The sequence below is a fragment of the Nigerium sp. genome (assembly GCF_039811905.1).
Taxonomy (GTDB): Bacteria; Actinomycetota; Actinomycetes; order Propionibacteriales; family Propionibacteriaceae; genus Propioniciclava.
This window is the reverse complement of the sequence record NZ_JBDHZL010000007.1, coordinates 14071-40252: the sequence shown is the minus strand read 5'-3', so window position 1 is coordinate 40252 and position 26182 is coordinate 14071. Positions and strand designations below refer to the sequence as shown.

The following is a 26182-nucleotide window of genomic DNA, read 5'->3' as shown; positions in this document are numbered from 1 at the left end:
CGCTCAGTCGCGCACCAGGTCCCGCAGGATCGGCAGCACCGCCGCCCGCGCGAGCGGGTCGAGCAGGGAGTGGTCCATGCGGAACTCCAGCGTCGTCGTGAGGCGTCCCCCGGCCGCCTGCGCCCTCCGCACCGCCTCCTCGCCGCGCTGCAGCCGGAACGCCTCCCAGTCGAGGCGCGAGAACGCGAGGACGACCTCGGTCTGCCGGGACGCGCGCGTCAGCAGCGGCCCCGGAACGTTGAAGTGGAACACCGACCCGAGCTGTTCCCACACGACGTACGGCATGTGCGTCTTCGCCCACGTCCGCAGTCGGCGCTTCAGGCTGTGCTCGTTGCGCTCCTCGACGACCTCCAGGTCTTCCGGCGAGGTGATCTCGTTCGCGAACGGCGGGACGTCCTCGATCTCCGGCGCCCACGACAGGACGTTCAGCGCGCACACCCGGGCGAGCTGCTGCGCGACGATCGTCATCAGCAGGAAGTAGCCGCCCGAGCAGAGGCCGGCCGCGACCGGCGTCCGGCCGCTCGCGCGGGTGAGGTAGCCGACGGCGTCCGCCACGTCTTGCAACATCGCGCGGCTGAACGAGAAAGGCTGGGTGAGCTCGTCGAAGTCGGCGGCGTCCCCCACCCCGCTGCGGTCGAAGCGCAGCGAGAACGTGCCCTCCTCGACCGCCAGCCGCCGGGACGCCCACGACCACATGCCGCTCGGCCCGTCCATGGGTTCGGAGCTGCCGGCGAGCAGGAGGAGGGCGGAGCGGGGGGCGTCCTCGGGGCGCGCGACGATGCCCGGCAGGGCGTCGGGGCCGACCGTGACGAACTCCTCGACGACGCGGCCGCCCGGCACGGCCCGCGTGACCGCGGGCCTGCGCTCCCAGGAGACGGACGCCTCCGGCGCCCGATGCTCCCCGGCCCAGTCCACGACGGTGGCCAGGGCGCCGAGCGGCACGGCGGATTCGGTGACGATCGCCTCGAGCATCGCGTCCTGACCGGCGACATCCCACGTCCGGACGCCGGCGGCGTCCACGGACTTTTGCACCGACCGCGGCAGCCCGATGCCGTCGCGGCCGACGACCGCGACGTCCAGGCCGTCCGCGGCCGGCACCTCGAACGTGAGCCCGCGCAGCGACTCCGCGTGCGCGGCCGTGTAGATGATGCCCATGCCCCCGTGCTGGCCCTCCGGCAGCGTCGATCGGGTCTCGAGGGACATCAGCAGCGCCCGCTCCTGGCGCAGGAAGATGCGGCCGCCCGCCGGCGGGTCCCACTGCAGCAGCGAGACGACGCGCGGGCGCGGCGCGCGGCTGAGCGCGCGGCCGGCGACGAGGGCCCCGACGCGGAGGCCGACCACCTGCACCGGGGCGTCCGTCCAGGTGGAGACCTCGTCGAGCACGGCGTTCAGGTCGTCGACCCACACGTCGGCCGCGGCATCGTCGTCGGCGAGGTCGCCGGAGTCGGAGCTGCCGGTCCACGCGAACCGGACGGCCGCGAAGCCGGCGAGCGCGAGGTCGCGCGCGAGGCGCCGGAAGCTGCGGTGAGCGAGCTCCTGCTCGCGGCCGAAGCTGGGCACGAGCACGACGACGCCGGCGGCGTCCCCGCTGTCGGGGGTGTGCACCCAGGCCGCGAGCGGCCGGTCGGCACGCCCGAGCCACGTCGGCTCACCGGTCGGAACACCCACCGTCCGCTACCTCCCACACCTCGGCCCGGCCGAGGTTACCACCCGGCGAGACAGGGCTCCCCATATAAGGGACGGTGGTCGCCAACGTCGGGCCGGTGGCCCGCCCGCTCGGTAGGATGACCGGCCGAAGGGGTGATTGCGTTTGTCCATCGGCATCGACTCGGTCAGCACCGACGACGTCGGGGCGTCCGTGGACGCCTTCGGCGATCGCTATCTCCGGCGCGTCTACACCGACGCCGAACTGTCGCCGACCGCGGGCATGTCGCCCGAGCGGCTGCGGCAGTACCTCGCGGGCCGTTTCGCGGCGAAGGAGGCCGTCTTCAAGGCGCTGCGCTGCCCGTCGTCCGTCGCGCTGCCGTGGCGCAGCATCGAGATCGTCGCCGACGAGCAGAGGCGCCCGGGGGCGCGCCTGGCCGGCGAGGTCGCGGCGTGGGCGTCCGAACGCGGGATCGGCGACGTGGACGTCTCGATCACGCACGACCGTGGCACCGCGCTGGGAATCGCCTCCGTGCGGCCCTAGGCGCGACGCGCCTCTCGTTCGCCCGCCCCCCTTCACCACGTACCCACCCAGAAAGGACCATCTGATGGAAATCGAACCGCGCGTCCGCGAGATCCTGAGCACGGTCGGCCGCGTCCCCGAGGCGGCGACGGCCCCCGCGGACGCCGACCTGTACGACCTCGGGCTGTCCTCGCACGCCACGGTGAACGTCATCCTGGGGCTCGAGGACGCCTTCGACATCGAGTTCCCCGACGAGCAGATGCGTCGCGAGGTGTTCGCCAGCGTGGCGAGCATCGTCGAGACGGTCGGCTCCCTCACCGAGGACGCCTGATGACGACGACGCCCGAAGCCCTGACCGCCGCGCTCGTCGAGCACGGCCACCAGATCCCGCTCGGTTTCGCCGGCCTCGTCGGTCGCGGGCCCGAGTTCGAGTCGATCATCGACGGCATCCGCCGCCGCTACTTCGCGGCCGAGGACCCGGCCAAGGAGATCCGGCGGATGACGTTCCCGCCGCTGATCCCGGCCGCGAGCTTCCTCAAGACCGACTACTTGACCAACTTCCCGCAGCTCACCGCCCAGGTGAACGTGTTCGAGGGCCAGGACAAGGAGCATCGCCAGCTCATCCGCGAGGTCGAGGACGGCGAGGACTGGCATCACCACTTCACCCCGTCGGGGCTCATGCAGGTGCCCGCGACGTGCGAGAACGTCTACCCGCTGTACGCGGGCGTCCTGGAGGGCGAGCACCGCGTCGAGGCGTCCAGCTGGTGCCTGCGCTTCGAGCCGTCGGACGACCCGCTGCGGATGGTCTGCTTCCGGATCAGCGAGCAGGTGTACCTCGGCACCGAGCAGGGGGCGATCGCCCACCGCGACGAATGGTTCGCCAACGCGCTGGCGATGTTCGACGACTTCCAGTTGCCGATCGACTCCGGCCGGGCGAGCGACCCGTTCTTCGGACGCGCCGGCCGCATCCTGGCCAACGGCCAACTGCAGGAGGGCCTGAAGCACGAGGTCCGCGTCCAGTTGTTCGAGGACCGGCAGACCGCGATCGCGTCCGGCAACCTGCACCAGACCCACTTCGCCGAGAACTTCGGCATCACGCGCCCCGACGGCTCGCTCGCGCACACCTCGTGCGTCGGCTTCGGCGTCGAGCGCGTCGCCATCGCGCTGCTCGTCGTGCACGGCATGAGCACCGCCGCGTGGCCGGCGGGCGTCCGGGGGGCTTTGGGGCTCTGAGCCCCCGCGCCGCCCGTCGCCCCGGACGGTACCGGACGCCCTCCTTCCCGGCCCGCGGTTGAACTGACACCCGGATCGCTAGGGTGATCTCGAGGCGGCGAGAGGAGGCGCGGTGGAGAGCTTCGCGCTCCGGCGATGCGAGCTGGGCGTCGCCACGTCCGCGACGCAGATCGAGGGCGGCTACGCCGACACGAACTGGCACCGCTGGGCGGCGCGCGGCCGCGCCCGCGACGGCAGCGGGCCCACCGTCGCCGCCGACCATTGGAACCGCGTCGCGGACGATCTGGACCTGCTGCGCGAGCTCGGCGTCCGGCACTACCGGATGGGCCTGGAGTGGGCGCGCATCGAGCCGGAGCCCGGCGAGTTCGACACCGCCGCGATCGCGCACTACCGCGACGAGCTCGCGGGCCTGCGCGCCGCCGGCATCGCGCCGCTCGTCACCCTCCACCACTTCAGCGAGCCGGGCTGGCTCTCCGAGCGCGGCGGCTTCGGCACGGACGCCGCCCTGGCGGCGTTCGCGCGCTACGTCGAACGGGTCGTGCTGGACCTGGGCGACCTCGCCGACGAGTGGATCACGATCAACGAGCCCAACGTCTACGCCTACCAGGGCTACTATCAGGGGTCGTGGCCGCCCGGCGAGCGGACGCTGCGGGGCTACCTCGGCGTCGCGGCGCGCCTCGCCCGCGCCCACCTGGACGCCTACCGCGCGATCCACCGCCTGCGGCCGTCGGCGCGGGTCAGTTTCGCGCAGCACCTGCGCGTGTTCGACCCGCTGCACGCGGCGAACCCGTTCGACCGGGCCAGCGCGTCCGGCACCGCCTGGGTCTTCCAGGGCGCCCTGACGCAGGCGATGGCCCGCGGCCGCTTCGTGGCGCCGCTGGTACAGCCGCGCGGCGTGCGTCCGGGGCGGTACTACGACTTCCTGGGCGTCAACTACTACTCCCGCACGCTGATCTCCGGGCCGCAGAACCTCACCGCCCGCGGCGCCCCGGTGAGCGATCTGGGCTGGGAGATCTACCCCGACGGTCTGGTCCGCGTGCTCGAATGGTTGCATCGCCGCTTCCCGGGTCCGATCTACGTCACGGAGAACGGCGTGGCCGACGCCGCGGACTCCTTCCGCGCCCGCTTCCTCTACGACCACCTCGCCCGCATCGCGGCGTCCGAGCGGCTGCCCGTCCAGCGCTACTACCACTGGACGCTCACCGACAACTGGGAGTGGGCCGAGGGCCAGACGGCCCGCTTCGGCCTGGTCGAGCTCGACCCGGCGACGCAGCAACGGCGGATGCGGGCGTCCGGGCGGTTCTTCGCCTCGATCGCCGCGAACTGCGGCGTCACCCAGGACGCCTACGACGAGTTCGTCGCCCCCCAGCGCTACCCGCAGGGCTCCCGATGACCGGCGCGGCCCCGGCGCCGCCCGGCCCCCCGGACGCCTCCCAGCCCGTGTCCCGCGCGCGGCCGGTCTCGGCGGCCGTCAACCGCTGGGCGTTCTCGGTCGGCACGCTGGGCCGCGACATGCTGTACACGCTCGTCAACATGTACCTGATCGTGTTCCTCACCGAGGTGCTCGACCTGACCGACGAGTCGATGTGGTGGATCACGGGCGTCCTGCTGGTCGCCCGCCTCGTGGACGCCGTGACCGACATCGCGATGGGCGCGATCGTCGACAACACCCGGACGCGGTGGGGGCAGTACAAGCCGTGGATGGCCGTCGGCGCGGTGGCGTCCGCGATCGTGACCGTCGCGCTGTTCGCCGACCCGGGGGTGCGCGGGCCGGGCTACGTCGCCGCCTTCGCCATCGTGTACCTGCTGTGGGGGTTCGCCTGGACGGCGAACGACATCCCGTTCTGGTCGATGATGCCGGCGCTGTCGCTGGTGCAGGCCGAGCGGGAGCGCATCGGCTCGCTGTCGAAGGTCTTCGCGACGATCGGCCTGTTCGCGGTGGTCGTCGGCATCATCCCGATCACGGACGCCCTCGGCGGCGGCGTCCGCGCCTGGACGATCTTCGCCGCCGGCGTCGTGATCGTGATGCTGGCGGGGCAGGCGCTCACGCTGGCCTGCGTCCGGGAGCCGCGCCTGGTCCGGCGGCGGCGGTCGACCTCGGTCCGCGAGGTGTGGGGCGTCCTCACGGGCAACGACCAACTGCTCTGGACGGCCGTCGCCATGGTCCTGTTCATGACGGGCTACTCGATCACGACGAGCCTCGGGGTCTACTTCTTCAAGTACGCCTACCGCGACGAGGGCATGTACGCGCCCTTCGCGGCCGTGCTCGGCGTCGCCCAGCTCGCCGGGTTCGCGGCCTTCCCGCTGCTGCGCCGGCGGCTGTCGCGCCGGGGCCTGTACTCCCTCGCGACCGCCCTGTGCGTCGCCGGCTACGTCTTGTTCTGGTTCGCGCCGATGGCGATGATCCCGATCGGCGTGGCCGGGCTGTTGGCCTTCTTCGGCGAGGCCCTCGTGGTCGTCTTGATGCTCGTCTTCATCACCGACTGCATCGAGTACGGCCACTGGAAGCTCGGACGCCGCAACGGCTCGGTCACGTTCGCCCTGCAGCCGTTCATCAACAAGCTCGGCGGCGCGCTGGCCACGGCGATCGTCTCCGCGACGCTCATCGTGACCGGCATCAACCGGGCGGAGGGCCCCGCCGACGTCTCCCCCGACGGCGTCGCCGGCCTCAAAGCGATCATGATGCTGCTGCCGGTGGCGCTCGTCGTCGCGAGCTACCTGATCCACCGGCGCCGGTACGCCATCGACGAGAGCTTCTACGCGCGCATCGTCGGCGACCTGCGCGACCGGGGCGAACTCACGGATTCCGACGACCCACCCGCCGAGTCACCGGCTCGTCATCGACGCGTGTCGCGGGCGTCACCACCCGTTCCTCCCGACCGGTAGCATCCGCCTGAGAAACCAACCAGTGAGGGGGACCGATGAAGGTCGCGGTGATCGGCACGAACTACCTGGGGGCCGCGCACGCGGCCGGCATGGCCGACTTCGGGCACGAGGTCATCGGCGTCGAGATCGATCCCCGCCGCGTCGAGCTGCTGAACGCGGGCCGCTCCACCATCTTCGAGGAGGGGCTGGAGCCGCTGCTCACCAAGCACACGGCGTCCGGACGGCTGCGGTTCACCACCGACTATGCCGAGATCGCCGACTGGGCTGACGTCCACTTCGTGTGCGTCGGGACGCCGCAGTCCGACTCGGGGGCGGCCGACCTGTCCCAGGTGCGCGCGGTCGTCGACACCCTCGGGCCCCTGCTCACGCGGCCGACGGTGGTCGCCGGCAAGTCGACCGTCCCGGTCGGCACCGCCCCCGCCCTCCAGGCCCGGTTCGACGAGCTCGCGCCCGGCGCCGGCGTCGAGGTGGTGTGGAACCCCGAGTTCCTGCGGGAGGCCCACGCCGTCACCGACACGCTGCGCCCCGACCGGATCGTCCTGGGCGCCCGGACGCCCGCCGCCCTCGCCACCATGCGCGACGTCTACGCCCTCCCCCTGAGCGAGGGCGTGCCGGTCGTCGAGTGCGACATCGCGACGGCCGAGCTCATCAAGGTGGCGGCGAACGCGTTCCTCGCGACGAAGATCTCCTTCATCAACGCGATGGCCCAGATGTGCCAGGCGGCCGGCGGCGACGTGACGCTGCTCGCGGACGCCATCGGCTACGACCGGCGCATCGGGCGCGAGTTCCTCAACGCCGGGCTCGGCTTCGGCGGCGGCTGCCTGCCGAAGGACATCGCGGCCCTGTCGGCGCGGGCTACCGAACTCGGCGTCCACGTGCTCGCGGACTTCATCGGGGCCGTCCAGAGCATCAACGACGACCAGCGCCGCGAGATCGCCGATCTCGCGGAGGCGAGCCTGGGCGGCGACGCCCGCGGGCAGCGGGTCGCGGTGCTCGGCGCGGCCTTCAAGCCGGGGACCGACGACACCCGCAACTCCCCCGCGCTCACCGTCGCCGAACTGCTCGCCGCCCGCGGGGCCCACGTCACGGTCTTCGACCCGGAGGCCAGCGTCGAGTCGGTGCCGGGCGTGACGGCGTCCGCGAGCGTCGAGGAGTGCCTGAGCGACGCCGACGTGGTCCTGCACCTGACCGAGTGGCCCCTGTTCCGGCAGCTCGACCCGGCGGCCCTGATCGAGCTGGTGCGGCGTCCGGTCCTCATCGACGGACGCCTCAAGCTCGACGCGGCCAAGTGGCGGTCGGCCGGCTGGTCGGTCATCCAGCCCGGGCGTCCGGCCCTGGAGGGGTGAGCCTACTTCCGCTGGGTCTGCACGAGGCGTCCGAAGGCGATCGCGCGGTTGTCGGAGTGGAAGAGGTCGTGACACGTCGTGAGCGTGAGCAACGCCTCCGTGGGCTGACGCTCGGGGTGGCCCGGCACCGGGTCGAGCACCCAGGTGTCGACGTTCTTGACGGTCAGGTCCCGCGGATTGTTCGTCAGCGCGTACGTGTAGATCGCCTCGCGCGTCTCCACGACCACCTCGTCGCCGGCCTTCAGCGTGAGCATCGGGGCGAACGGACCGAGCGCTCCGCGATGCCCGGCGACCGCGAAGTTGCCGATCTGGCCGGGCGGCGCGGTCGTCTCGTACCAGCCCAGACCCTTGGCCAGGGACCTTTTCTCATCCACCCCGACGAGCACGGGCTCCTCGAAGTCGCTCCCGAATGCAGGAATACGCATGAGGGCGATGGCATTGCCCGGAATGGACGCCGACGGCGTCCGTCCGTGGGCCCAGGCATCCCGGAGGCCCGCTTCCTTTTCCTGGGAAGCCGCGGGGTCGACGTGGGTGTTGAAGAACATGTCCCACACCACGTAGCCCACTCCGCTGAGGCCGACCACGATCAGCAGGGTGCCCAAAACCCCTCGCCACAGGGGAAACGGACGCCGGCCGCGCACGCGCGGCCCCGCGGTGGTCGTCGTCATCGCCACCCCTTCCTGATGCGACACTGTGTCGCATCGCTATGATGATACGGCGCCTTCGCAGAGGCGCCCCACCCGGTGCGCGCGGGCATCCCGGCGCCGGGAATTCTCGATTACGACGCTTTATTTCCGCCGTTTCGAAATGCGTCACCCGCACGGGTGACATTAAGTCCCCCACCCGGGGGGCACAACAAACTTTGACACATTAAGGCCGGCAAATTTTCTGTCCCCCTCGCGGGTGACATCAGTGAATAAGTGAACCTCACCACGCCCCGCCACATAGCTGACACATCGGATGCGCCGGCGACGATGGGAGCGTCCGGGCGGCCCCGGACGGCGTCGCCCCACGAGGACAACACCCTTGTCATCGCCCATTTGTGGCGGCTCCACCCCTCACCGATGACGCAGCGGCCGCCCCGTCATGTTGGGGACATCCGGGTGGGTCACGACACCCGTCCAGATGGCAACGAGGACACATGCAAGATTGCACTGACCCACGCGTGTGGGCATAATGAACGCGCAATCGCTTGGCGCAGGAAACTCCACGTTGACCCCGTGGAGGCTCGCCAAGACTGGCATTTGGTTTCCGGGGGGAACAACCGATGACGTTAGATTTTCGCTCGAGCGCACGCTCCCAAGAGCTGCGCTCCAAGTGGCGCCGCCCCCATGAAGGTCTGGCCCGTGAGAGCCTCATTCTCCTGGCCTTCGACCTCGTGGCCGTCGCCCTCTCGACCGTGGTCGCCACGCGTTTCCGTGACGCGGTCGGCATCTTTCAGCAGCCGTACGTCGCCGAGTACCTGACGCCCGTCGGCACGGTCATCGCCGTGGTGTGGCTCGGCGTCCTCGCCTCTTTCGGCGCCTACAAGCCGAAGCGCACCGGCGCCGGCACCGGCGAGTACGTCTCCGTGCTCAACGCGTCGCTGGTCACCGCGGGGGCGGTCGGCATCCTCGCCTACCTGCTGCAGTGGGACCTGTCGCGCGGCTTCTTCGTGCTGCTCTTCCTGATCGGCATCCCGCTGCTGCTCGTGGGGCGCTTCGCGATCCGCCGCTTCCTGCACCGGGCGCGCCGCGCCGGCCGTCTCATGACGCCGACGCTGGTGGCCGGCAGCCTCGACCACATCGAAGACGTGCTGCGGGTGCTCCAGCGCGAGCGCTGGCTCGGCTACGAGGTCGTCGGGGCGCTGCCGAGCGACTCGTACGAAGACGAGACGGCGTCCGGCGTGCCGATCGTCGGCAGTCCCGACGACGCCGTGCTCGCCCTGCGCGAGACCGGTGCGAGCGCGGTCATCTTCGCCGAGGGCTCGTTCCCGCGGGCGACGGCCTTCAACCGCATGGCCCGCGCGCTGGAGGATCAGCGCGCGCGCATGATCGTGGTCCCGGCCCTCACCGACATCTCGGCGGAGCGGGTGAACGTGCGGCCGGTCGCCGGCCTGCCGCTGGTGGACATCGAGCGGCCCCGCGCCGAGCGCGCCGGCCGTTGGTTCAAGCGGGCCTTCGACATCGTCGGCTCATCTCTGCTCATCCTCGCGACCTCGCCGATCATGGCGGCGGTGGCCCTCGCGATCAAGATCGGCGACCGCGGCCCGGTCATGTTCCGGCAGGTGCGCGTCGGCATCAAGGGGCGCCCGTTCCACTGCCTGAAGTTCCGCTCGATGTGCCTGGACGCGGAGGCGAAGCTGAAGGATCTCATGGCGCAGAACGAGGGCGCCGGCGTCCTGTTCAAGATGAAGCACGACCCCCGCATCACCCCGGTGGGTCGCATCATCCGCAAGCTCAGCCTTGACGAGCTGCCTCAGCTCTTCAACGTGCTCAAGGGCGACATGAGCCTCGTCGGCCCGCGCCCCGCTCTCCCGAGCGAGGTCGAGCGGTACGAGAAGCATGTGCGCCGCCGTCTCGACGTCCGTCCGGGCATGACCGGGCTGTGGCAGGTTTCCGGCCGTTCGAACCTGTCGTGGGACGACACGGTCCGTCTCGACCTCTACTACGTCGACAACTGGTCGATGCTGCAGGATCTCGCGATTCTCTTCCGCACCTTCGGGGCGGTCGTCGAATCCCGAGGCGCCAGCTAAGACCCCCTCAAGCTCGGGTTCCTCCCGTCCCGAGACCGGTCACAGAAAGGCCCCCGCATCCGCGGGGGCCTTTCTGTATGCCGTGGGCTCGCCGGGGCGTCCGGTCGAGCGCGCCCGTCAGCGCGGGTGAGCCATCAGCTCCAGGAGGTAATCGCCGTAGCCGGACTTCGTGAGCCGCTCCGCCCGCTCACGCAACTCGTCGTCGTCGAGGAAGCCCATCCGCCAGGCGACCTCCTCGGGGCAGCCGACCTGCAGCCCCTGGCGGGCCTGGATCGTCCGGACGAAGTTGCTGGCGTCGTTCAGCGAGTCGAACGTGCCCGTGTCGAGCCACGCCGTGCCGCGCGGCAGGACGCCCACGTTCAGCGCGCCGCGCCTGAGGTACACCCGGTTGACGTCGGTGATCTCGTACTCGCCCCGCGGCGACGGCTTCAACGACGCCGCGATGTCGGCCACGTCGGAGTCGTAGAAGTACAGGCCCGGCACCGCGTAGTTCGACTTCGGGCGTTCCGGCTTCTCCTCGATCGACAGCGCCTTGCCGTCGGCGTCGAACTCCACGACGCCGTACGCCCGCGGATTGTTCACCCAATAGGCGAATACAGCCGCACCGTCGATATTCGCGAAACGGTTCAACTGACGCCCCAAGCCGGGGCCGTAGAAGATATTGTCGCCCAGCACCAACGCGGCCTTTTCGCCGCGCACGAAATCGGCGCCGATCGTGAACGCCTGCGCGAGCCCCTTCGGCTCGGGCTGCACGGCGTAGGAGAGGTTGATGCCGAACTGCGAGCCGTCGCGCAGCAGGCGCTGGAAGGCGTCCTGCTCGTGCGGCGTCGTGATCACCAGCACGTCGCGGATGCCGGCGAACATCAGCGTTGACAAGGGATAATAGATCATCGGCTTGTCGTAGACCGGGACGAGTTGCTTCGAGGTCGCCTGGGTGATGGGGTGCAGGCGGGTGCCTGAGCCACCCGCGAGAATGATTCCGCGCATGGCCCTCAGTTTGCCGTACACCGGTGGCCGCGTCACGCATCGTTGTTGAGTTGCAGCACTCGCTTGGGGGCTCAACCTCCCCTCGGTTTATGATGCTCGGCATGGGGACCTATCTCGTGACCGGCGGCGCCGGATTCATCGGCACTAACTTCGTTCGGCACCTTCTCGATCACACGGAGCATCGGGTCATCGTTCTCGACGCCCTCACCTACGCGGGAAACAAGGCGTCGCTCGAGGGGTTGCCGGCCGACCGTGTCTCGCTCGTGGTCGGCAACGTGTGTGACGCCGACCTCGTCGACCGGCTCGTCGCCGACTCCGACGTCGTCGTGCACTTCGCCGCCGAATCCCACAACGACAACTCGTTGAACGACCCCTCCCCCTTCATCCAGACCAACCTGGTCGGCACGTTCACGCTGCTGCAGGCCGTCCGGAAGCACGACAAGCGCTACCACCACATCTCGACCGACGAGGTCTACGGCGACCTCGAACTCGACGACCCCGAGCGCTTCCACGAGACGACGCCCTACAACCCGTCCAGCCCCTACTCCTCCTCGAAGGCCGGCTCCGACCTGCTGGTGCGCGCCTGGGTGCGCAGCTTCGGCGTCCGGGCCACGATCAGCAACTGCTCGAACAACTACGGCCCGTTCCAGCACGTGGAGAAGTTCATCCCGCGGCAGGTGACCAACCTGATCGACGGCGTCCGGCCGAAGCTGTACGGCGCCGGGCAGAACGTCCGCGACTGGATCCACGTCGACGACCACAACGCGGCCGTCCTGCGCATCATCGAATCCGGACGCCTCGGCGAGACCTACCTCATCGGCGCCGACGGCGAGAAGAACAACAAGGACGTCATCGAGCTGATCCTGCAGCTGATGGGCCAGCCGGCGGACGCCTACGACCACGTCAACGACCGCCCCGGCCACGACATGCGCTACGCGATCGACTCGACCAAGCTGCGCACCGAGCTGGGCTGGCAGCCCCGTTTCCGCGACTTCGAGGCGGGGCTCGCCGCGACCATCGACTGGTACCGCGCGAATGAGGCATGGTGGCGTCCGATGAAGGAAGCCACCGAGGCCAAGTACGCGCGGACCGGTCAGTGACCGGCGCCGAGGAGACGATGTGAGAGAGCTGTCTGTCCGGACCACGAACATTCCCGGGGTCCTGGTCATCGACCTGCCCCTGCACGGGGATTCCCGGGGCTGGTTCAAGGAGAACTGGCAGCGCGCCAAGATGGTCGCGCTCGGCCTGCCCGACTTCGAGCCGGTGCAGAACAACATGAGCTACAACGAGGAGGCCGGGGTCACCCGCGGCCTGCACGCCGAGCCGTGGGACAAGCTGATCTCCCTCGCGACCGGCCGCATCCTCGGCGCGTGGGTCGACCTGCGCGAGGGCCCGAGCTTCGGCGAGACCTTCACGCTCGAACTCGGCCCCGATCAGGCCGTCTACATCCCCCGCGGCGTGGCGAACGGCTACCAGGCCCTCGAGCCGCGCACGGCGTACTCGTACCTGGTGAACGACCACTGGAGCCTCGAGGCGAAGGCGTCCTACACGTTCGTGAACCTGGCCGACCCGGCACTCGGGATCGCGTGGCCGATCCCGCTGACGGAGGCGACGATCTCGGACGCCGACCGCGAGCACCCGATGCTCGCCGACGTGACCCCGTTCCCGCCCGCGAAGACGGTCATCGTCGGCGCCGGCGGCCAGCTCGGCCGGGCGCTGGCGAAGGCCCTCCCCGACGCCGTCGCGCTCACCCACGCGGATCTCGACATCACGGACGCCGCGGCCGTCGCCGCGTACCCGTGGCAGGGCGTGACCACGATCATCAACGCGGCCGCGCACACAGCGGTCGACGCCGCCGAGTCCGAGACCGGCCGCATCGCCGCCTGGCGGCTCAACGTGGGCGGCGTCGCGAACCTCGTCGAGGTGGCACGGTCCCGGCGCATCACGCTGGTCGGGGTCTCCACCGACTACGTGTTCGACGGCACGAGCACCGACCACGGTGAGGACGAGCCGGTCAGCCCCCTCGGCGTCTACGGCCAGACGAAGGCCGCGGCCGACGCGCTGCTCGCGACGCTGCCCCGGCATTATCTGATCCGGACGTCGTGGGTGATCGGGGACGGAAAGAATTTCGTCCGCACGATGGCGGACCTGGCGTCCCGCGGCGTGAAACCGGCCGTCGTCGACGATCAATACGGACGCCTCACATTCGCCGACGACCTGGCCGCGGGAATCCTCCATTTGCTCCACACGAATGCTGCTTTCGGCACGTACAACCTCACGTGCGACGGCCCGATCGTGACCTGGTGCGACGTCGCGAAGCGGGTGTTCGAGCTGACGGGGCACGAGGCGTCCGACGTGACGCCGACGACCACTCAGGCCTACGGGCAAGGGAAGACGCTCGCCGCGCGACCGGTGCACAGCGCCCTCTTGCTCGACAAGATCAAGGCGGTCGGCTTCACCCCGCCGGAGGGGGACGCCCGCCTGCGCGAGTATGTTTCGGCATTGTTGGAGGGTGAACCGACGGCGTCCGCGGAGAATTAATGGGTCCATCTGTCCCCCGCGCGGGTGACATCGTGACCCTCGATTACGTAGTATTAGCCGAGAAGCCCGGAGCAGCCCCCCGCTCCGGGCTTCTCGCTACCCCGGGGCTCTGACTCCCGATTCGTTCGCGCCGTTTCTCGCCGTTTGGGCGTCCGGCCGCCTCGCGCCGGGCCCCCTGCGCGCGGCGGTAGCCTGTCGGCCATGCCGCGTTTCCTGCCGTTCCCCGCTGTCCGCTACGCCCCCGGCGTCGACCTGGACGCGGTGATCGCCCCGCCGTACGACGTGCTCTCGGACGCCGACGTCGACGCGTTGGCCGCGCGCGACCCCCACAACATCGTGCATGTCGACGTGCCCCGGGGCGGCGAGGACCGCTACGAGCGCGCCGCCCAGGCCTGGCAGGCGTGGCTCGACGAGGGCGTCCTGACGGTCGACGACGAGCCGAGCTTCACGATCTATCGCATGTCGTTCACCGACGCCACGGGCGCCCCGCGCACGATCGTCGGCGTCCTGGGCGGCTTGGAGGTCGTCGACGAGGGGGCCGGCGGCGTCCTGCCGCACGAGCGCACGACGCCCAAGGCGAAGACCGACCGGCTCGACCTCACGATCGCCACCGCGACCAACCTCTCCCCCGTGTGGGGCCTCTCGCTGGCGACGGGCCTGACCACGCTGCTGACCGAGCCGGGCGAGGAGGTCGGACGCCTCGAGGTCGACGGGGTCACCCACGTCGTCGAGCGGGTCACCGACCCCGAGCGGCTCGCGGCGATCACCGAGCTGGTCGCCACCGACGACGTCCTGATCGCCGACGGCCATCACCGCTACGCGATCTCGCGCACCTACCGCGACGAGGTCCGGGGGGCGACCGGACGCACCGACACCCCCGCCGAGCAGACGCTGGCGTTCGTGAACGAGCTGGTCGACGACCAGCTCTCCATCGAGGCGATCCACCGCGCCTACTCGGGCGTGGACGCCGCGGCCGTCCGCGAGGCGCTCGCGGCGTCCTTCGAGATCGAGGAGGCGCCGCACCCGACGCCCGGGACGCTGGCCCAGCTCGTCGAGCACGGACGCCTCCTCTTCCTCACCCGCGACGAGGCCGCGTGGCTCACCCCGAAGAAGGATGCCTTCGGCGGCATCCGCGAGCTCGACGGCGCCTACCTGGAGCACGCGCTGGCGGGCACTCAGGCGTCCGTGGCGTACCAGCACGGGCTCGACCAGGTGCTCGGCCTGCTGCGCAGCGGGGAGGCGTCCGCGGCCGTCCTGATCCGGCCGACGTCGCTCGCCGAGATCGAGAAGACCGCCCGCTTCGGGCTGCTGATGCCGCCCAAATCGACGTTCTTCACGCCGAAGCTGCGCACCGGACTGGTCGCCCGGCCGACCGAGCCGCTCCCCGCCCGCGACTGAGGCGGACGCCGTCCTCGCCCGGCGAGAAAGGGTGCGTTCGCGGCGCGTCGCCGTTTCGTTCGCACCGGCCCTCGGGGCGGATTAGGCTGACCCGACAAGAGCGAAACCCAAGGAGGGGTACTCATGTCTTACGAGGAGAGCGGCAACCCACTTCGCGGTGTGGAGGCCCGTCCCGGGTCGGGCCACTACGGCATCTTCGATCACGGCGCCCACATCTGGGCCTACCAGCCGGACGGCGCGAAGCCGATCCTGTGGATGAGCGCCCAGTCGCAGTTCGCCGAGGGCAAGCCGATCCGTGGCGGCGTCCCCATCGTGTTCCCGTGGTTCGCCAGCGGGCCCGATGGCACCCAGCAGCCCCCACACGGCTTCGGTCGCACCGACACGTGGCACCGCAGCAACGTGAAGGACACGATCGACCAGGACGGTCGGCTCCTCATCGAGTACGAACTCGACGACGCGATGACGCGCGGCGAGGGCTTCGATCACCAATACACCGCCTACCTCCGGGCCAAGTTCACCCCCGAGTACCTCCAGATCTCGATGATGGTGACGAACGACGATGATGCGCCGTTCACCTTCGAGAGCGCGTTCCACACCTACCTGAGCGTCGGCGACGTCCGGCAGATCAGCATCGACGGCCTCGACGGCTGCGCGTACCTCGACAAGACCGGCGGGGCCAGCTCGCTCGACGCGACCCAGACGGGCCCGCTCACGATCACGGGCGAGACCGACCGCGTCTACCAGCACGCCGACGCCGTGACGCTGCATGACCCGGTGCTGGACCGGACGCTGACGATCAGCAAGACCGGCTCCGCGAACACGGTCGTGTGGAACCCGTGGGTCGAGAAGTCCGCCGCGATGGCCGACTTCGGCGACGACGAGTGGACCGGGATGATCTGCATCGAGACGGCGAACGTGCTGGGCGACGCGGTGACGCTGCGTCCCGGCGAGACGCACGCCATGCGCCAGCGCATCGCTCTCGGCTGACAAGGTGCTCTTCGGCAGGGGGTCGTCCGTTCGGGCGGCCCCCTGCTGGGCGTCCGCGGCCGTGTGGTCATGCCGTAGCCCCCACGAGCGTCACCGCGGCCCGCTACCCTACGCAGTATCAGCATCGGTTCAGGGAGGAAGTTGATGTCGCGCATCCGCAGCGAGAAGTTCCGTAACAAGATCATGAGCGCCGATGAGGCCGCCAAGCTCGTCAAGAACGGCGACAACGTCGGTTTCAGCGGGTTCACCGGCTCCGGCTACCCCAAAGAGGTGCCGGTCGCGCTGGCCGCCCGCATTCGCGAGGCGCACGACAAGGGCGAAGAGTTCCGCATCGGCGTCTTCACCGGCGCCTCCACGGCTCCTGAGCTCGACGGCGCCTTGGCCGACACCGGCGGCATCAGCATGCGGATGCCGTACCAGTCCGACCCGCACATGCGTAACGCGATCAACGCGGCCGTCAGCGAGTACTACGACGTGCACCTCTCGCACTCCGGGCCGCAGGTCCGCGCCGGGTTCTGGGGCCCGCTGGACGTGACGATCATCGAGGTCACCGCCATCAAGGAGGATGGCTCGGTCGTCCCGAGCTCGTCGGTCGGCAACAACAACGTGTACCTGGAGAAGGCCGAGAAGATCATCCTCGAGGTGAACTCGTGGCAGTCCGAAGAACTCGAGGGCATGCACGACCTCTACTCGATGAAGCTGCCGGGCCAGAACAACCCGATCCCCCTGCTGGGCGCCGGCGACCGCATCGGCGAGACCACGTACTCGATCGATCCCGACAAGGTCGTCGCCGTCGTGGAGACCAGCGATCCCGACCGCAACAGCCCGTTCAAGGCGCTGGACGAGGACAGCAAGAAGATCGCCGGCAACCTGCTCGACTTCCTCGAGGGGGAGGTCTCCGCGGGCCGCATGACGAAGAACCTGCTGCCGCTGCAGTCGGGCGTCGGCAACATCGCGAACGCCGTGCTGGCGGGCCTGCTCGACTCCCCGTTCGAGAAGCTCACCTCCTACACCGAGGTGATCCAGGACGGCATGATCGACCTGATCGACTCCGGCAAGCTGACGGTCGCCTCGGCGACCGCCTTCTCCCTGTCGCCCGAGGCCGCCCACAAGATGAACGAGAAGGCGGCCTACTACCGCGACAAGATCGTGCTCCGGCCGCAGGAGATCTCGAACAACCCGGGCCTGATCCGGCGGCTGGGCGTCGTCTCCTGCAACGGCCTCATCGAGGCCGACATCTACGGCAACGTGAACTCGACCCACATCATGGGCACGCGCATGCAGAACGGCATCGGCGGCTCGGGCGACTTCACGCGCAACGCGTTCATCAGCTCGTTCGTGACGCCGTCGACGGCCAAGGGCGGCGCGATCTCGTGCATCGTGCCGTGGGCGTCCCACATCGACCACACCGAGCACGACGTGCAGGTCATCATCACCGAGCAGGGTCTGGCCGACCTGCGCGGCCTGTCGCCGAAGCAGCGGGCCCAGAAGATCATCGAGAACTGCGCGCATCCCGACTACAAGCCGATGCTGCAGGACTACTACGACCGGGCTCTGTCAGTCGCGAAGGGCAAGCACACGCCGCACATCCTGAAGGAGGCGCTGAGCTGGCACGTCCGCATGATCGAGACGGGCACGATGAAGCCGTGATCTAGTCCGCGCCCAGCACGAGGGCCCGCAGCGCGTCGACGGTGTCGACGATGGCTGTCGGGCCCTCGTTGCTGAGGTCGTCGCGCACGCCGGCGCCCCAACTGACCGCGATGGACGCCATGCCCGCCGCCTTCGCGGCGCGCACGTCGTAGATCGCGTCGCCCACGTAGACCGCGTCGCCCGGGTCGATGCCGAGCTTGGACGCCGCGAAGAGGAGCGGCTGCGGGGACGGCTTGTGCTCGGCCGTGTCCCCCATCGTGGCCAGCAGGTCGACGCGGCCGTCGAGGCCGACGGCGTCCAGCGTCGCCTGCGCCGAGGTGCGGCGCTTGGCCGTCGCGATGCCGAAGCGGACGCCGGCGGCGTCCAAGGCGTCGAAGAACTCGGGGACGCCCGGGTACGTCCGGACGAGGCGTCCCATGTTGCCGAGGTTCCACTCCAGGTAGGTCGCCTCGAGGGCGTCCGCGTGGTCGGGGTAGCGCTCGACGAAGACGTCGGCGAGCGTCCGGCCGATCCAGGTGCGGATGAGCGGCTCCTCGGCGCGCTCGCCGATCGTGCCGAGCGCGTGGACGTAGGAGTCGATGATGAGGCGGATGGTGTCGATGACGGTGCCGTCCATGTCGAACAGGACGACGGGCCAGCGCGGTGAACTCACCCGCCCACCCTAGTGGTGGGGAACGTGGCGTCCGGACGCCTCTGGCCGGCCGCCCTAGACTGGGCGCCAGATCGATGGCTGCCGGGCGCGAGGAGGGCGATGAGCGAGGCAACGACGGACGCCGCACGCGCGTCCGAGAGGGCGCGGGCGCCCGAGGCCGCCGGCGGTGCGCACGCGGTGGTCGAGGCGTCCGACGCCGGGTTGTCGCCGCGCACGGGTGAGCCGCGGCGTCCGTGGTACGTGTGGGCGGTGGCGGCGCTGTTCTTCGTCGGCGCCGTGCTCGCCGTGTCGGGGCTGCTGCAGATGATGTGGACGTGCATCGACCGTCCGGTGGGGCCGCCCGAGGCCCGGCAGATGCGGAACAACTTCCCGACCTCGTCGTGGCTGAACGGCGCGGTGCCGAACCAGCCGGGCGACTCGGTGCGGATCGTGCTGGTGATCGCCCAGTTCGCGCTGGCGATGACCGTGGCGACGCTCGCGGTGATCGTCGGGCACTACGCGTGGCGCGGGTTCCGCTGGCCGCGCTGGTGGGCGCTGATCGCGCTCGCGGCGTCGGCGACCATGCTGATGATCAACCCGCTGGCGACGGCGTCCATCGCGGCGATCGGCCTGGGTGCGCTGGCCCTGTGGACGCCGCCGCTGCGGCGGTTCTCGGCCCGGTGGGCCGAGCATGGGCGGTACGTGCCGCGTCCGGACGATCCGGGCCCGGTGTTCTACGGCCCGCTGCCGCGGTATCGCTGAGGCAGGCCCATCGGCGGGGGGAGCGTTTTTTCGCCCGCAGGTGTCGGCGACTGGAATCGACCTGCGCACATGGAGCGGGCGACGGGAATCGAACCCGCACTAGCAGCTTGGGAAGCTGCTGTTCTGCCATTGAACTACGCCCGCGTCGGGGTCTCCCCGAGCACCCCGATAGCATAGCCGCCCGCCGTCGGCGATGCACGCCGAGCCCGGCCGAGGCCGCCGCGCGGCGCGGCGATCGCCCTCCACGCCGCCCACGTCCACTTATGCAATGTCCAGCATCCAAGGGGATCTTGGACGTCCCTGGACATGTCGGGATGGCCCTAGACGGAAACCGGCAAAAGTGGGGACAGCGCCGAAGCATGCACTCCTGATTAACTGTCAGTATCCGACCGGAGTGTCGGGGAGGAGGTGTCACCGTGGTCGACGCGCCCCCGCGCCACGAGCCCATCCAGACCCGCTGGCTCGGCTTGTCGAACCCGGTGCTTCCCGAGCGCACGCCGCTCGACACGCTCGCGGCCCTCGCCGACGAACTCGCCGGCCAGTTCAGCCTGCGCCCGCTGCTGCGGCGCGTCCTGCAGAGCGCGGCCGAGCTGCTGCAGTGCCGCAGCGGGTCCATCTGCCTGATCGATCAGGCCGCGGGCACCCACACCACGGAGATCGACCTCGACGAGGCCCACACGACCGGCCAGGTGTACCCCCTCGACGAGGGCATCACCGGCGCGGTCGCTCGCGCCGGCCGGACGATCATGTTCGACAGCTACGCCAGCGTCCCGCGCGGCCACCTGACGCCCGACGAGGAGCGCTTCGACCGGGCGGTGATCGCCGCGCCCATCCGCCTCAAGGCGAACCTGTTGGGCGCGTGCATCGTCTTCGCCGCCGACTCGACCCGCCGCTTCACGCGCGACGACGCCCAACTGCTGCAGCTCTTCGCGACCCACGCGTCCATCGCGATCGCGAATGCCCGTCTGCACACCGACGCGGCCAACCGGGCCGCGCGCGCCGCCGTCGCCGCCGAGCGGGAGCGCTCGATGATGCGCATCCACGACACGGTCGGCCGCGGGCTCGCGTCCGCGCTGCTCAAGCTGGAGCGCGCGCACACGCTGCCGGGCCTGCTGCCGGAGGCCCGCGCGGCGATCCGCGAGGCCCAGGTCGCCGCACACCAGGCCTTGGACGCGGGCCGCCGCGCCGTGTTCGGCCTCGCCCCCCGCGCCCCCGACAACCGCCCGCTGGAGGAGACGGTCCGCTGCGAGGTCGAGTGGCTGCGGGCCACCTCGGGCATCGCCTGCCCGTTCCGCGTCTTCGGCGAGCGCCGCGACATGGCGCCCGAGGTGGGCCTGTATGCGCTGCGCGTCGTCCAGGAGGCGCTGGCGAACGTCGTCCGGTACGCGCAGGCGGCGAGCGTCCGGGTGGGCCTCGTCTACGCGGACGCCTACCTCGACATCATCGTCGAGGACGACGGGTGCGGCTTCGATATCGTCGACGGACGCCCCCCGGGCGGCCGGGGCCTCGCAGGACTGGTCGCGCGGGCGTCCCATCTGGGGGGCAGCCTGCGCATCGACTCCACGCTCGGCTGGGGCACCCGCGTGCAGGCGCGGCTGCCGTACCTGCTCGGGCCCGAGGACCTGGGCGACAGCCCACGCTGGCGCGTCGTCGTCGCGCACGACCAGCCGGCCATGCTCGCCGGCCTCGTCCGGATGCTCGACGTCGGCGAGCCGGGGGCGCAGGCCGTGGCCGAGGTCACGGACGCCGCGGCCCTCGTCGACGCCGTGCGGCTGCTGCGCCCGCACGGCGTGGTCGCGAGCGTCCGGCTGCCGGGGCTGGGCGCGAAGAGCCTGGTCGCGACGGTGAAGGACGCCGACGCCTCCGTCGCCGTCGTCGGGATGCTCGACGGGTCCACCACGGACGCCGAGCTGCGCGCATGGGCGGCCGACGGCGTCCGGGGGCTGCTCGAGAAGGACGCCGACGCGCGCTCCCTCGGGCGCGCGGTCGTCGCTGCCGCCCAGGGCGAGGCCGTCATGGGCGGATCGGTGCTGGAATCCCTCGGGGGTTTCGCCGAGGACGAGCTGCACCTGCGCCTCACCCCCCGCGAGGCGCAGGTGCGCGGGCTCGTGGAAGAAGGCCTGGCCGACAAGCAGATCGCCCGCCGGCTGGGCATCTCGGTCAAGACCGTGGAAAAGCATGTCAGCGCGGTGCTCCGCAAGGACAACGCCCGCAGCCGCACCGAGCTCGTCGCCCGGCGCAGCCCCGCACCGCCGGGCTGACCAGGAGCTACGCGTCCCCGCCGGACTCAACCCGCAGGCAGGAGCGCTTCCCCTCCCCCCACCCGCCCCCCAGACCAGGGGGCGGGTTTTTCCCCATGGTGGGGGCGTTCGCCGATTCCTAGGCTCGTCAGGGTCGGCCGCACCCTGGCCGAACACCGGCACCCTCACCAAGGAGCGTCCATCATGTCCTCGCCCGCCTTCGAGCTGGGCAGCCCGCTCACCACCGTGCAGAGCCTGGGGCTCCCACCCGTCCGCGGCGAGGAGGAACACGTGCAGCGCATCGCCGGCCTGAGGGTCGGCCGCGCGGCCCAGGAGGACCTGGCGACCGCCACGCGACTCGGCGTGACGCGCGAGTTCGTCGACGTCGTCACCTACTTCCCCACCCAGCCGGGTCACACGCCGCCGGGGTTCCGGGTGGAATTGCGCCGCACCGGGGACGAGGTCGTGCTGGCCGACTTGGTGCGCGACATCGCTTTCGGCGCCGACAGCGAGCCGCGGCCCACGAAGCTGCTGTTCTCGGCGGACACCGCGAACCCCCGCGCCCTGAAGCCCGTCGCGCCGCTGCTGGCGAATCTCACGTGCGACCTGGGCCTCGTCGACGGATTCCTGAACGACGCGGCGGCGAACGGCGGGGGCGAGTTCCGCACCCGAGACGAGGTCCTGTCCGAGATCGGCCGCGTCCTCGGCCCGGGGGCCGACGTCTGCGTCGCGCTGGAGAATCCGTTCGATCCCGACTTCGCGAGGATCCTCGACGAGGCCGAGAAGTACCGGGAGATCCTCTCCCGCTGGCGGGTCGTCATCACGGTCCCGCCCACCGGCCCGGTGAACGCGTCGAACGCGACCCAGTTGCTCTCCGGCGACGGACGCCTCGACCGGCGCTGGTCCGAGGCGTCCCCCGAGGACGCCTTCGCCGGCCACCACCTCGCGCTGAAGCTGCGCGAGCAGGGGTTCCGGGTGAACTTCACGCTCATGTTCGAGCCGCACCAGGCGCAGCTGGCCCTGCAGGCGCGTCCGTCCTTCGTCACCTGCCTTGTCGGCGGGCGGTTCGCCCAGACGACGCGGCTGGCCCAGCTGCTGGCCCGGTACGAGGCGACGCGCCAGGAGGAGCCGCTGGTCGAGCTGCGCGCGTACCTGCTCGCCCACGACCACCTGGCGTCCGGGGACGCCGGCTGCGACCTCGCGGACGTCCGCGCGACCGCGGAGCGCCTCGTGCGCTACCGGAGGTTCCACTCCGAGGGCGATCGCGGGCTGGACGGCGTCCGGCACAACCTGCGCGCGTTGCGGCAGGCGAACCTGCCGGAGACCCGCCTGATCGTCGGCTCGCTCGACGGCGACGCCCTCTACCCCGACCTTGACCTCATGCTGGCCGAGCCCGAGTTCGCCGACCTGGTGGGCCGGGTCGTGGTGACGGCCGAGCCGGCGTCCCTGGCGCAGTTCGCGTCCTCGAGCCACGTGGTGAGCCACCAGCGCCGCCTGCTGGGGGCCGCCCGGGGCCAGGGGTGACGCGCGAGGCCGTACCGTAGTGCCATGACCAACGACCAGCAGCCCTTCGAGCCGTACCCGGCCCGGCGCGAGGGGACGCCTCGCGGGCTGATCCGCGCCTCGGACGCCGATCGCGAGCGCGTCGCGGATGCGCTCGGCGCCGCGTTCTCCGAGGGACGCCTCACGCGCGACGAACACGACACCCGGCTCGACGAGGCCATGCGTGCCCGCACGCTCGGCGAGCTCGAGCCGCTGACCGCCGACCTCGGCCCGCTGCCCGAACGGCCGCAGGCGCCCCGGGCGGCGGAGCGGCGTCCGGGGCGGGCGTGGACGATCGACACCCGCGGCGCGAACAGCAGCAGCGAGACCCTCTTCGCCGTCTTCGGCGGGGGCGACCGGCGCCTGCGCCGGGCCCGGCGCCGGATCTCCGACTTCGTCATGTTCGGCGGCAACACCATCGACCTGCGCGAGGCCGTCTTCGAGTCGAACGTCTGCGAGATCGACGTCTTCTGCATGTTCGGGGGCATCGACGTGAAGGTTCCGGAGGGCGTCGACGTCGACAACCAGACGATCGCCGTCTTCGGCGGCTCGGACACCAAGCGGCTGCCGCCCCCCGATCCGGGGGCGCCGACGGTGGTCGTCCGGGGGTTCGTCGCGTTCGGCGGCCTCACCGTCAAGGGCGGCAGGCCGGCCGCGAGCGCCGACGACTGACGGCGGCGTCCGGGCGGTTGGGTCGGGAGTGGACGATCGGGCGGTTCGGTCGACGAAGGATAGCCGGGGGTCTGGACTTGGGGTGGTCCCTCAGTGTCAGAGGCGTCGCCTAGGGTGGGCCCATGGCCCTGTCGACCGACGCTCCGTTCGCGCCTCCCTCGTCCGCCTGGCAACGCCTGTCGCCTCGCTACATCGCCGTGGTGCGGCTCGGCTCGCTCGTGTCCAGCGTGCTCTTCTTCGGGGTGCTGGCGGTCGGGTCGTGGCTGATCTTCCACCTCGTCTGGCTCACCGCGGCGTTCGCGGGGGTCGGCCTGATCTGGCTGGGGTGGCGGCTGAGCCGGGCGCGGCGGTGGGTCGAGTCGTGGGGGTACGCGGAGCGGGAGTCCGACCTGTGCGTCCGTAAGGGTTTGCTGTGGCGCGAGTTGATCGTCGTGCCGATCGGGCGGTTGCAGATGGTGAAGGTGTCGTCCGGGCCGCTGCTGAAGGCGTTCGGCCTCGCCACGGTCGAGTTGGTCACCGCGAGCCCGCAGTCGGACGCGAAGATTCCCGGCCTTCCGTCGGACGCCGCGGTCGCGCTTCGCGACCGCCTCATCGACCTCTCGGACGCCCCGGGGTCGGGCCTGTGAGCGAGCATTCCCAGCCCGAGCGTCCGGCTGAGCGGCCTGATGAGCGGCCGGCGTCCGGTGGGCCCACGTCGGGCCCGCCCGCGCGGGTCGTGGTGTCCGAGCGCGCGCATCCCGCCAGCCCGTTGGTGCACCTGTGGATCGGCGTGGTCGCGATCGCCTGGTTCGTGGTGCAGGAGCTGCTGCCCGGCAACAGCGGACGCCTCCGCGATCTCAGCCACCTCGGGCAGATCCCGTTCGGCTGGCTCATCGTGTTCGCCGGCGTGGGGCTCGGCCTGTTGGCCGGCTACTGGCGCTGGTGGACAACCAAGTTCGTCATCGACGACCGCGAACTGCGCATCGAGAACACGGGGGCGTTCACCGAGAGCAAGCGGATCGCGTTCAGCCGCATCCAGTCCGTCGACCTCACTCAGCCGTTCGCGGCCCGGCTGCTCGGGCTGGCCGAGCTGACCGTGGACGTCGGGGCGGACGCGAGCACGAAGCTGTCGTTCCTGACGCGGAGGCGGGCCGACGAGATCCGTGGGTTCCTCCTGGAGAGGGCGCGAGCGTCGCGGGCGTCCGGGGGGCCGGGCACTCCGGCGCCGGGCACGCAGGAAGGGCCGGGCACGCAGGAGGCGTCCGGCGTCCTGGCCCAGCCGGAGCCGCAGGGCACGCCCGGTCAGCCGGGGGGACACAGCGTCCCGGGCCCCGATCTCTCCGCGGTCCCGATCCACCCGGGCGCTCCTGCGGCGAGCCCTCACCCGCCGACTGCCGCCGGTGCGCCCGGGCGCGCCGCGGCGTCCCGCTGGAGCGATCTGAGCGCGGAGGACCGCGTCCTGATCAGGCTGAACCCCGGCGAACTGCTCGTCGGGGCCCTGCTGTCGGTGGAGCTGTGGCTGCTCGTGCTCGCGCTCGTCGTGCCCGTGGTGATCGGCGTGTGGATCGATGAGCCGGTGCTGGTCGGGGGCGGGTTCATCCCGATGCTGCTGGCCATCGGCGGGTTCCTGATGTCGCGGGTCGTGAACCAGTTCAACTACACGCTGGCCGACACGCATTCCGGCCTGCGGATCACCCGGGGGCTGACGTCGCTGCGCAGCCAGACGATCCCGGTGCACCGAGTGCAGTCGATCAAGATCAGCCAGCCGATCCTGTGGCGATGGCTGAAGCGGTACAAGGTGGACGTGGCCGTCCTCGGTCTCGCGATCGACGGCGAAGGCAACACGAGCACGCTGCTGCTGCCGATCGGGGACGCCCGGCAGGTCGACATCGCCGTGCACTCCGTCTGGCCGGGGCTCGATCTGCGCGGGCTGCGCTTCTCCGGCCCCGCCCCGCGCGCACGCTGGCTCGATCCGCTGACGTACCGCTGGATGGGCTACGCGCAGAACGACGAGGTCGTCGTGACGCGCGGCGGCTGGTTCTCGCGTCGGGAGACGATTGTCCCGCACGCGCGGCTCCAGTCTGCGCACCTGCACCAGGGGCCGCTGGACCGGCGCTGGGGGCTGGCGTCAGTCACGTTCGACACGACCGAGCTGCTCGGCGGCAACGTCGTCGGCCATCTGGACGCCGACCGCGCCCGCGCGCTCGTCTTCGACGAGATGGCGCGCGCCAAGCACGCGCGGACGAGTGAGTTGTTCGTCCCCGACCGTGCAGCATCGGGCTCACCCTCGATTGACGCCGCCGCGCCGGGCCCAGCCCAGCTACCCGCCGGACCCACGCCGGCACACGAGCCTGCAGAGGCCCCGCTGCCGGCGGTCGACACCGACGACGAGCGTCGGGCGCCGGGGCAGCCCTAGCAGCATCGGGG

At 70.9% G+C, this 26182-nt stretch carries 22 protein-coding genes and 1 tRNA gene; 18 read left to right on the top strand and 5 right to left on the bottom strand.

Annotation, left to right across the window (positions count from 1 at the left end; translation table 11 throughout):
• Nucleotides 1-3: 3 nt before the first annotated feature.
• Nucleotides 4-1668: a hypothetical protein gene (locus tag WMJ97_RS03120; protein ID WP_347347502.1), complete on the bottom strand. Its 1665-nt coding sequence runs from the start codon at nt 1666-1668 to the stop codon at nt 4-6.
• 136 nt (nt 1669-1804) lie between these two features.
• On the opposite strand from WMJ97_RS03120, the gene acpS reads away from it, so the two are divergent.
• The 6 genes from acpS to WMJ97_RS03090 all read left to right on the top strand — a co-directional run bounded on the left by acpS (nt 1805) and on the right by WMJ97_RS03090 (nt 7632).
• Complete coding sequence (gene acpS / locus WMJ97_RS03115) at nt 1805-2188, top strand: holo-ACP synthase (protein ID WP_347347501.1); 384 nt, start codon at nt 1805-1807, stop codon at nt 2186-2188.
• 64 nt (nt 2189-2252) lie between these two features.
• On the top strand, nt 2253-2498 hold the full coding sequence (locus WMJ97_RS03110; RefSeq protein WP_347347500.1) for an acyl carrier protein: 246 nt from the start codon (nt 2253-2255) through the stop codon (nt 2496-2498).
• The gene (locus WMJ97_RS03105; RefSeq protein WP_347347499.1) at nt 2498-3400 is read left to right on the top strand and encodes a hypothetical protein; all 903 of its coding nucleotides are present in this window, start codon (nt 2498-2500) and stop codon (nt 3398-3400) included. The genes WMJ97_RS03110 and WMJ97_RS03105 overlap by 1 nt, the downstream gene beginning before the upstream one ends.
• A 112-nt stretch (nt 3401-3512) precedes the next feature.
• Nucleotides 3513-4793, top strand: coding sequence for a family 1 glycosylhydrolase (locus WMJ97_RS03100; protein WP_347347498.1), 1281 nt, complete (start codon nt 3513-3515; stop codon nt 4791-4793).
• Nucleotides 4790-6286: a glycoside-pentoside-hexuronide (GPH):cation symporter gene (locus tag WMJ97_RS03095; RefSeq protein WP_347347497.1), complete on the top strand. Its 1497-nt coding sequence runs from the start codon at nt 4790-4792 to the stop codon at nt 6284-6286. Before WMJ97_RS03100 ends, WMJ97_RS03095 begins: the two co-directional genes overlap by 4 nt.
• Nucleotides 6287-6321: 35 nt before the next feature.
• Entirely contained in the window at nt 6322-7632 is a 1311-nt protein-coding gene (locus tag WMJ97_RS03090; RefSeq protein WP_347347496.1) for a UDP-glucose/GDP-mannose dehydrogenase family protein, read from the top strand.
• Between the two features lie 2 nt (nt 7633-7634).
• Here WMJ97_RS03090 and WMJ97_RS03085 read toward each other — a convergent pair whose 3' ends face one another.
• On the bottom strand, nt 7635-8300 hold the full coding sequence (locus WMJ97_RS03085) for a class E sortase (RefSeq protein ID WP_347347495.1): 666 nt from the start codon (nt 8298-8300) through the stop codon (nt 7635-7637).
• A gap of 599 nt (nt 8301-8899) precedes the next feature.
• Between WMJ97_RS03085 and WMJ97_RS03080 the strand changes: the two genes are divergently transcribed.
• Nucleotides 8900-10366: a sugar transferase gene (locus WMJ97_RS03080; RefSeq protein ID WP_347347494.1), complete on the top strand. Its 1467-nt coding sequence runs from the start codon at nt 8900-8902 to the stop codon at nt 10364-10366.
• Nucleotides 10367-10483: 117 nt separating this feature from the next.
• On the opposite strand, the gene rfbA is transcribed toward WMJ97_RS03080, so the two are convergent.
• Nucleotides 10484-11353: a glucose-1-phosphate thymidylyltransferase RfbA gene (rfbA, locus tag WMJ97_RS03075; RefSeq protein WP_347347493.1), complete on the bottom strand. Its 870-nt coding sequence runs from the start codon at nt 11351-11353 to the stop codon at nt 10484-10486.
• 101 nt (nt 11354-11454) lie between these two features.
• On the opposite strand from rfbA, the gene rfbB reads away from it, so the two are divergent.
• From rfbB to WMJ97_RS03050, 5 genes are all read left to right on the top strand, one after another.
• Nucleotides 11455-12453, top strand: coding sequence for a dTDP-glucose 4,6-dehydratase (gene rfbB / locus WMJ97_RS03070; RefSeq protein WP_347347492.1), 999 nt, complete (start codon nt 11455-11457; stop codon nt 12451-12453).
• Nucleotides 12454-12472: 19 nt separating this feature from the next.
• Nucleotides 12473-13894, top strand: a complete 1422-nt coding sequence (locus WMJ97_RS03065; protein ID WP_347347491.1) for a bifunctional dTDP-4-dehydrorhamnose 3,5-epimerase family protein/NAD(P)-dependent oxidoreductase — start codon at nt 12473-12475, stop codon at nt 13892-13894.
• Between the two features lie 201 nt (nt 13895-14095).
• On the top strand, nt 14096-15292 hold the full coding sequence (locus WMJ97_RS03060; protein ID WP_347347490.1) for a DUF1015 domain-containing protein: 1197 nt from the start codon (nt 14096-14098) through the stop codon (nt 15290-15292).
• A 123-nt stretch (nt 15293-15415) separates the two neighbouring features.
• Nucleotides 15416-16279 carry a D-hexose-6-phosphate mutarotase gene (locus WMJ97_RS03055; RefSeq protein WP_347347489.1) on the top strand — a complete coding sequence of 288 codons (864 nt, stop codon included), beginning with the start codon at nt 15416-15418 and terminating at the stop codon, nt 16277-16279.
• A gap of 144 nt (nt 16280-16423) precedes the next feature.
• Nucleotides 16424-17929, top strand: a complete 1506-nt coding sequence (locus tag WMJ97_RS03050) for an acetyl-CoA hydrolase/transferase family protein (RefSeq protein ID WP_347347488.1) — start codon at nt 16424-16426, stop codon at nt 17927-17929.
• A 1-nt stretch (nt 17930) separates the two neighbouring features.
• On the opposite strand, the gene WMJ97_RS03045 is transcribed toward WMJ97_RS03050, so the two are convergent.
• Nucleotides 17931-18581 carry an HAD-IA family hydrolase gene (locus tag WMJ97_RS03045; protein WP_347347487.1) on the bottom strand — a complete coding sequence of 217 codons (651 nt, stop codon included), beginning with the start codon at nt 18579-18581 and terminating at the stop codon, nt 17931-17933.
• A 99-nt stretch (nt 18582-18680) separates the two neighbouring features.
• Here WMJ97_RS03045 and WMJ97_RS03040 point away from each other — a divergent pair, with 99 nt between their 5' ends.
• Entirely contained in the window at nt 18681-19322 is a 642-nt protein-coding gene (locus tag WMJ97_RS03040) for a hypothetical protein (RefSeq protein WP_347347486.1), read from the top strand.
• A 70-nt stretch (nt 19323-19392) separates the two neighbouring features.
• Here the strand turns inward: WMJ97_RS03040 and WMJ97_RS03035 are convergent.
• Nucleotides 19393-19466, bottom strand: a tRNA-Gly gene (locus tag WMJ97_RS03035).
• A 272-nt stretch (nt 19467-19738) separates the two neighbouring features.
• Here WMJ97_RS03035 and WMJ97_RS03030 point away from each other — a divergent pair.
• The 5 genes from WMJ97_RS03030 (at nt 19739) to WMJ97_RS03010 (ending at nt 26171) form a co-directional block, all read left to right on the top strand.
• Nucleotides 19739-21583, top strand: coding sequence for a GAF domain-containing protein (locus tag WMJ97_RS03030; protein WP_347347485.1), 1845 nt, complete (start codon nt 19739-19741; stop codon nt 21581-21583).
• Between the two features lie 183 nt (nt 21584-21766).
• On the top strand, nt 21767-23086 hold the full coding sequence (locus tag WMJ97_RS03025) for a transaldolase (protein WP_347347484.1): 1320 nt from the start codon (nt 21767-21769) through the stop codon (nt 23084-23086).
• A 24-nt stretch (nt 23087-23110) separates the two neighbouring features.
• A complete protein-coding gene (locus tag WMJ97_RS03020; protein WP_347347483.1) occupies nt 23111-23776 on the top strand; it encodes a DUF1707 domain-containing protein in 666 nt (221 codons plus the stop codon).
• A gap of 122 nt (nt 23777-23898) precedes the next feature.
• The gene (locus WMJ97_RS03015; protein ID WP_347347482.1) at nt 23899-24402 is read left to right on the top strand and encodes a PH domain-containing protein; all 504 of its coding nucleotides are present in this window, start codon (nt 23899-23901) and stop codon (nt 24400-24402) included.
• Complete coding sequence (locus tag WMJ97_RS03010) at nt 24399-26171, top strand: PH domain-containing protein (protein ID WP_347347481.1); 1773 nt, start codon at nt 24399-24401, stop codon at nt 26169-26171. Before WMJ97_RS03015 ends, WMJ97_RS03010 begins: the two co-directional genes overlap by 4 nt.
• The last annotated feature ends 11 nt before the right edge of the window (nt 26172-26182 follow it).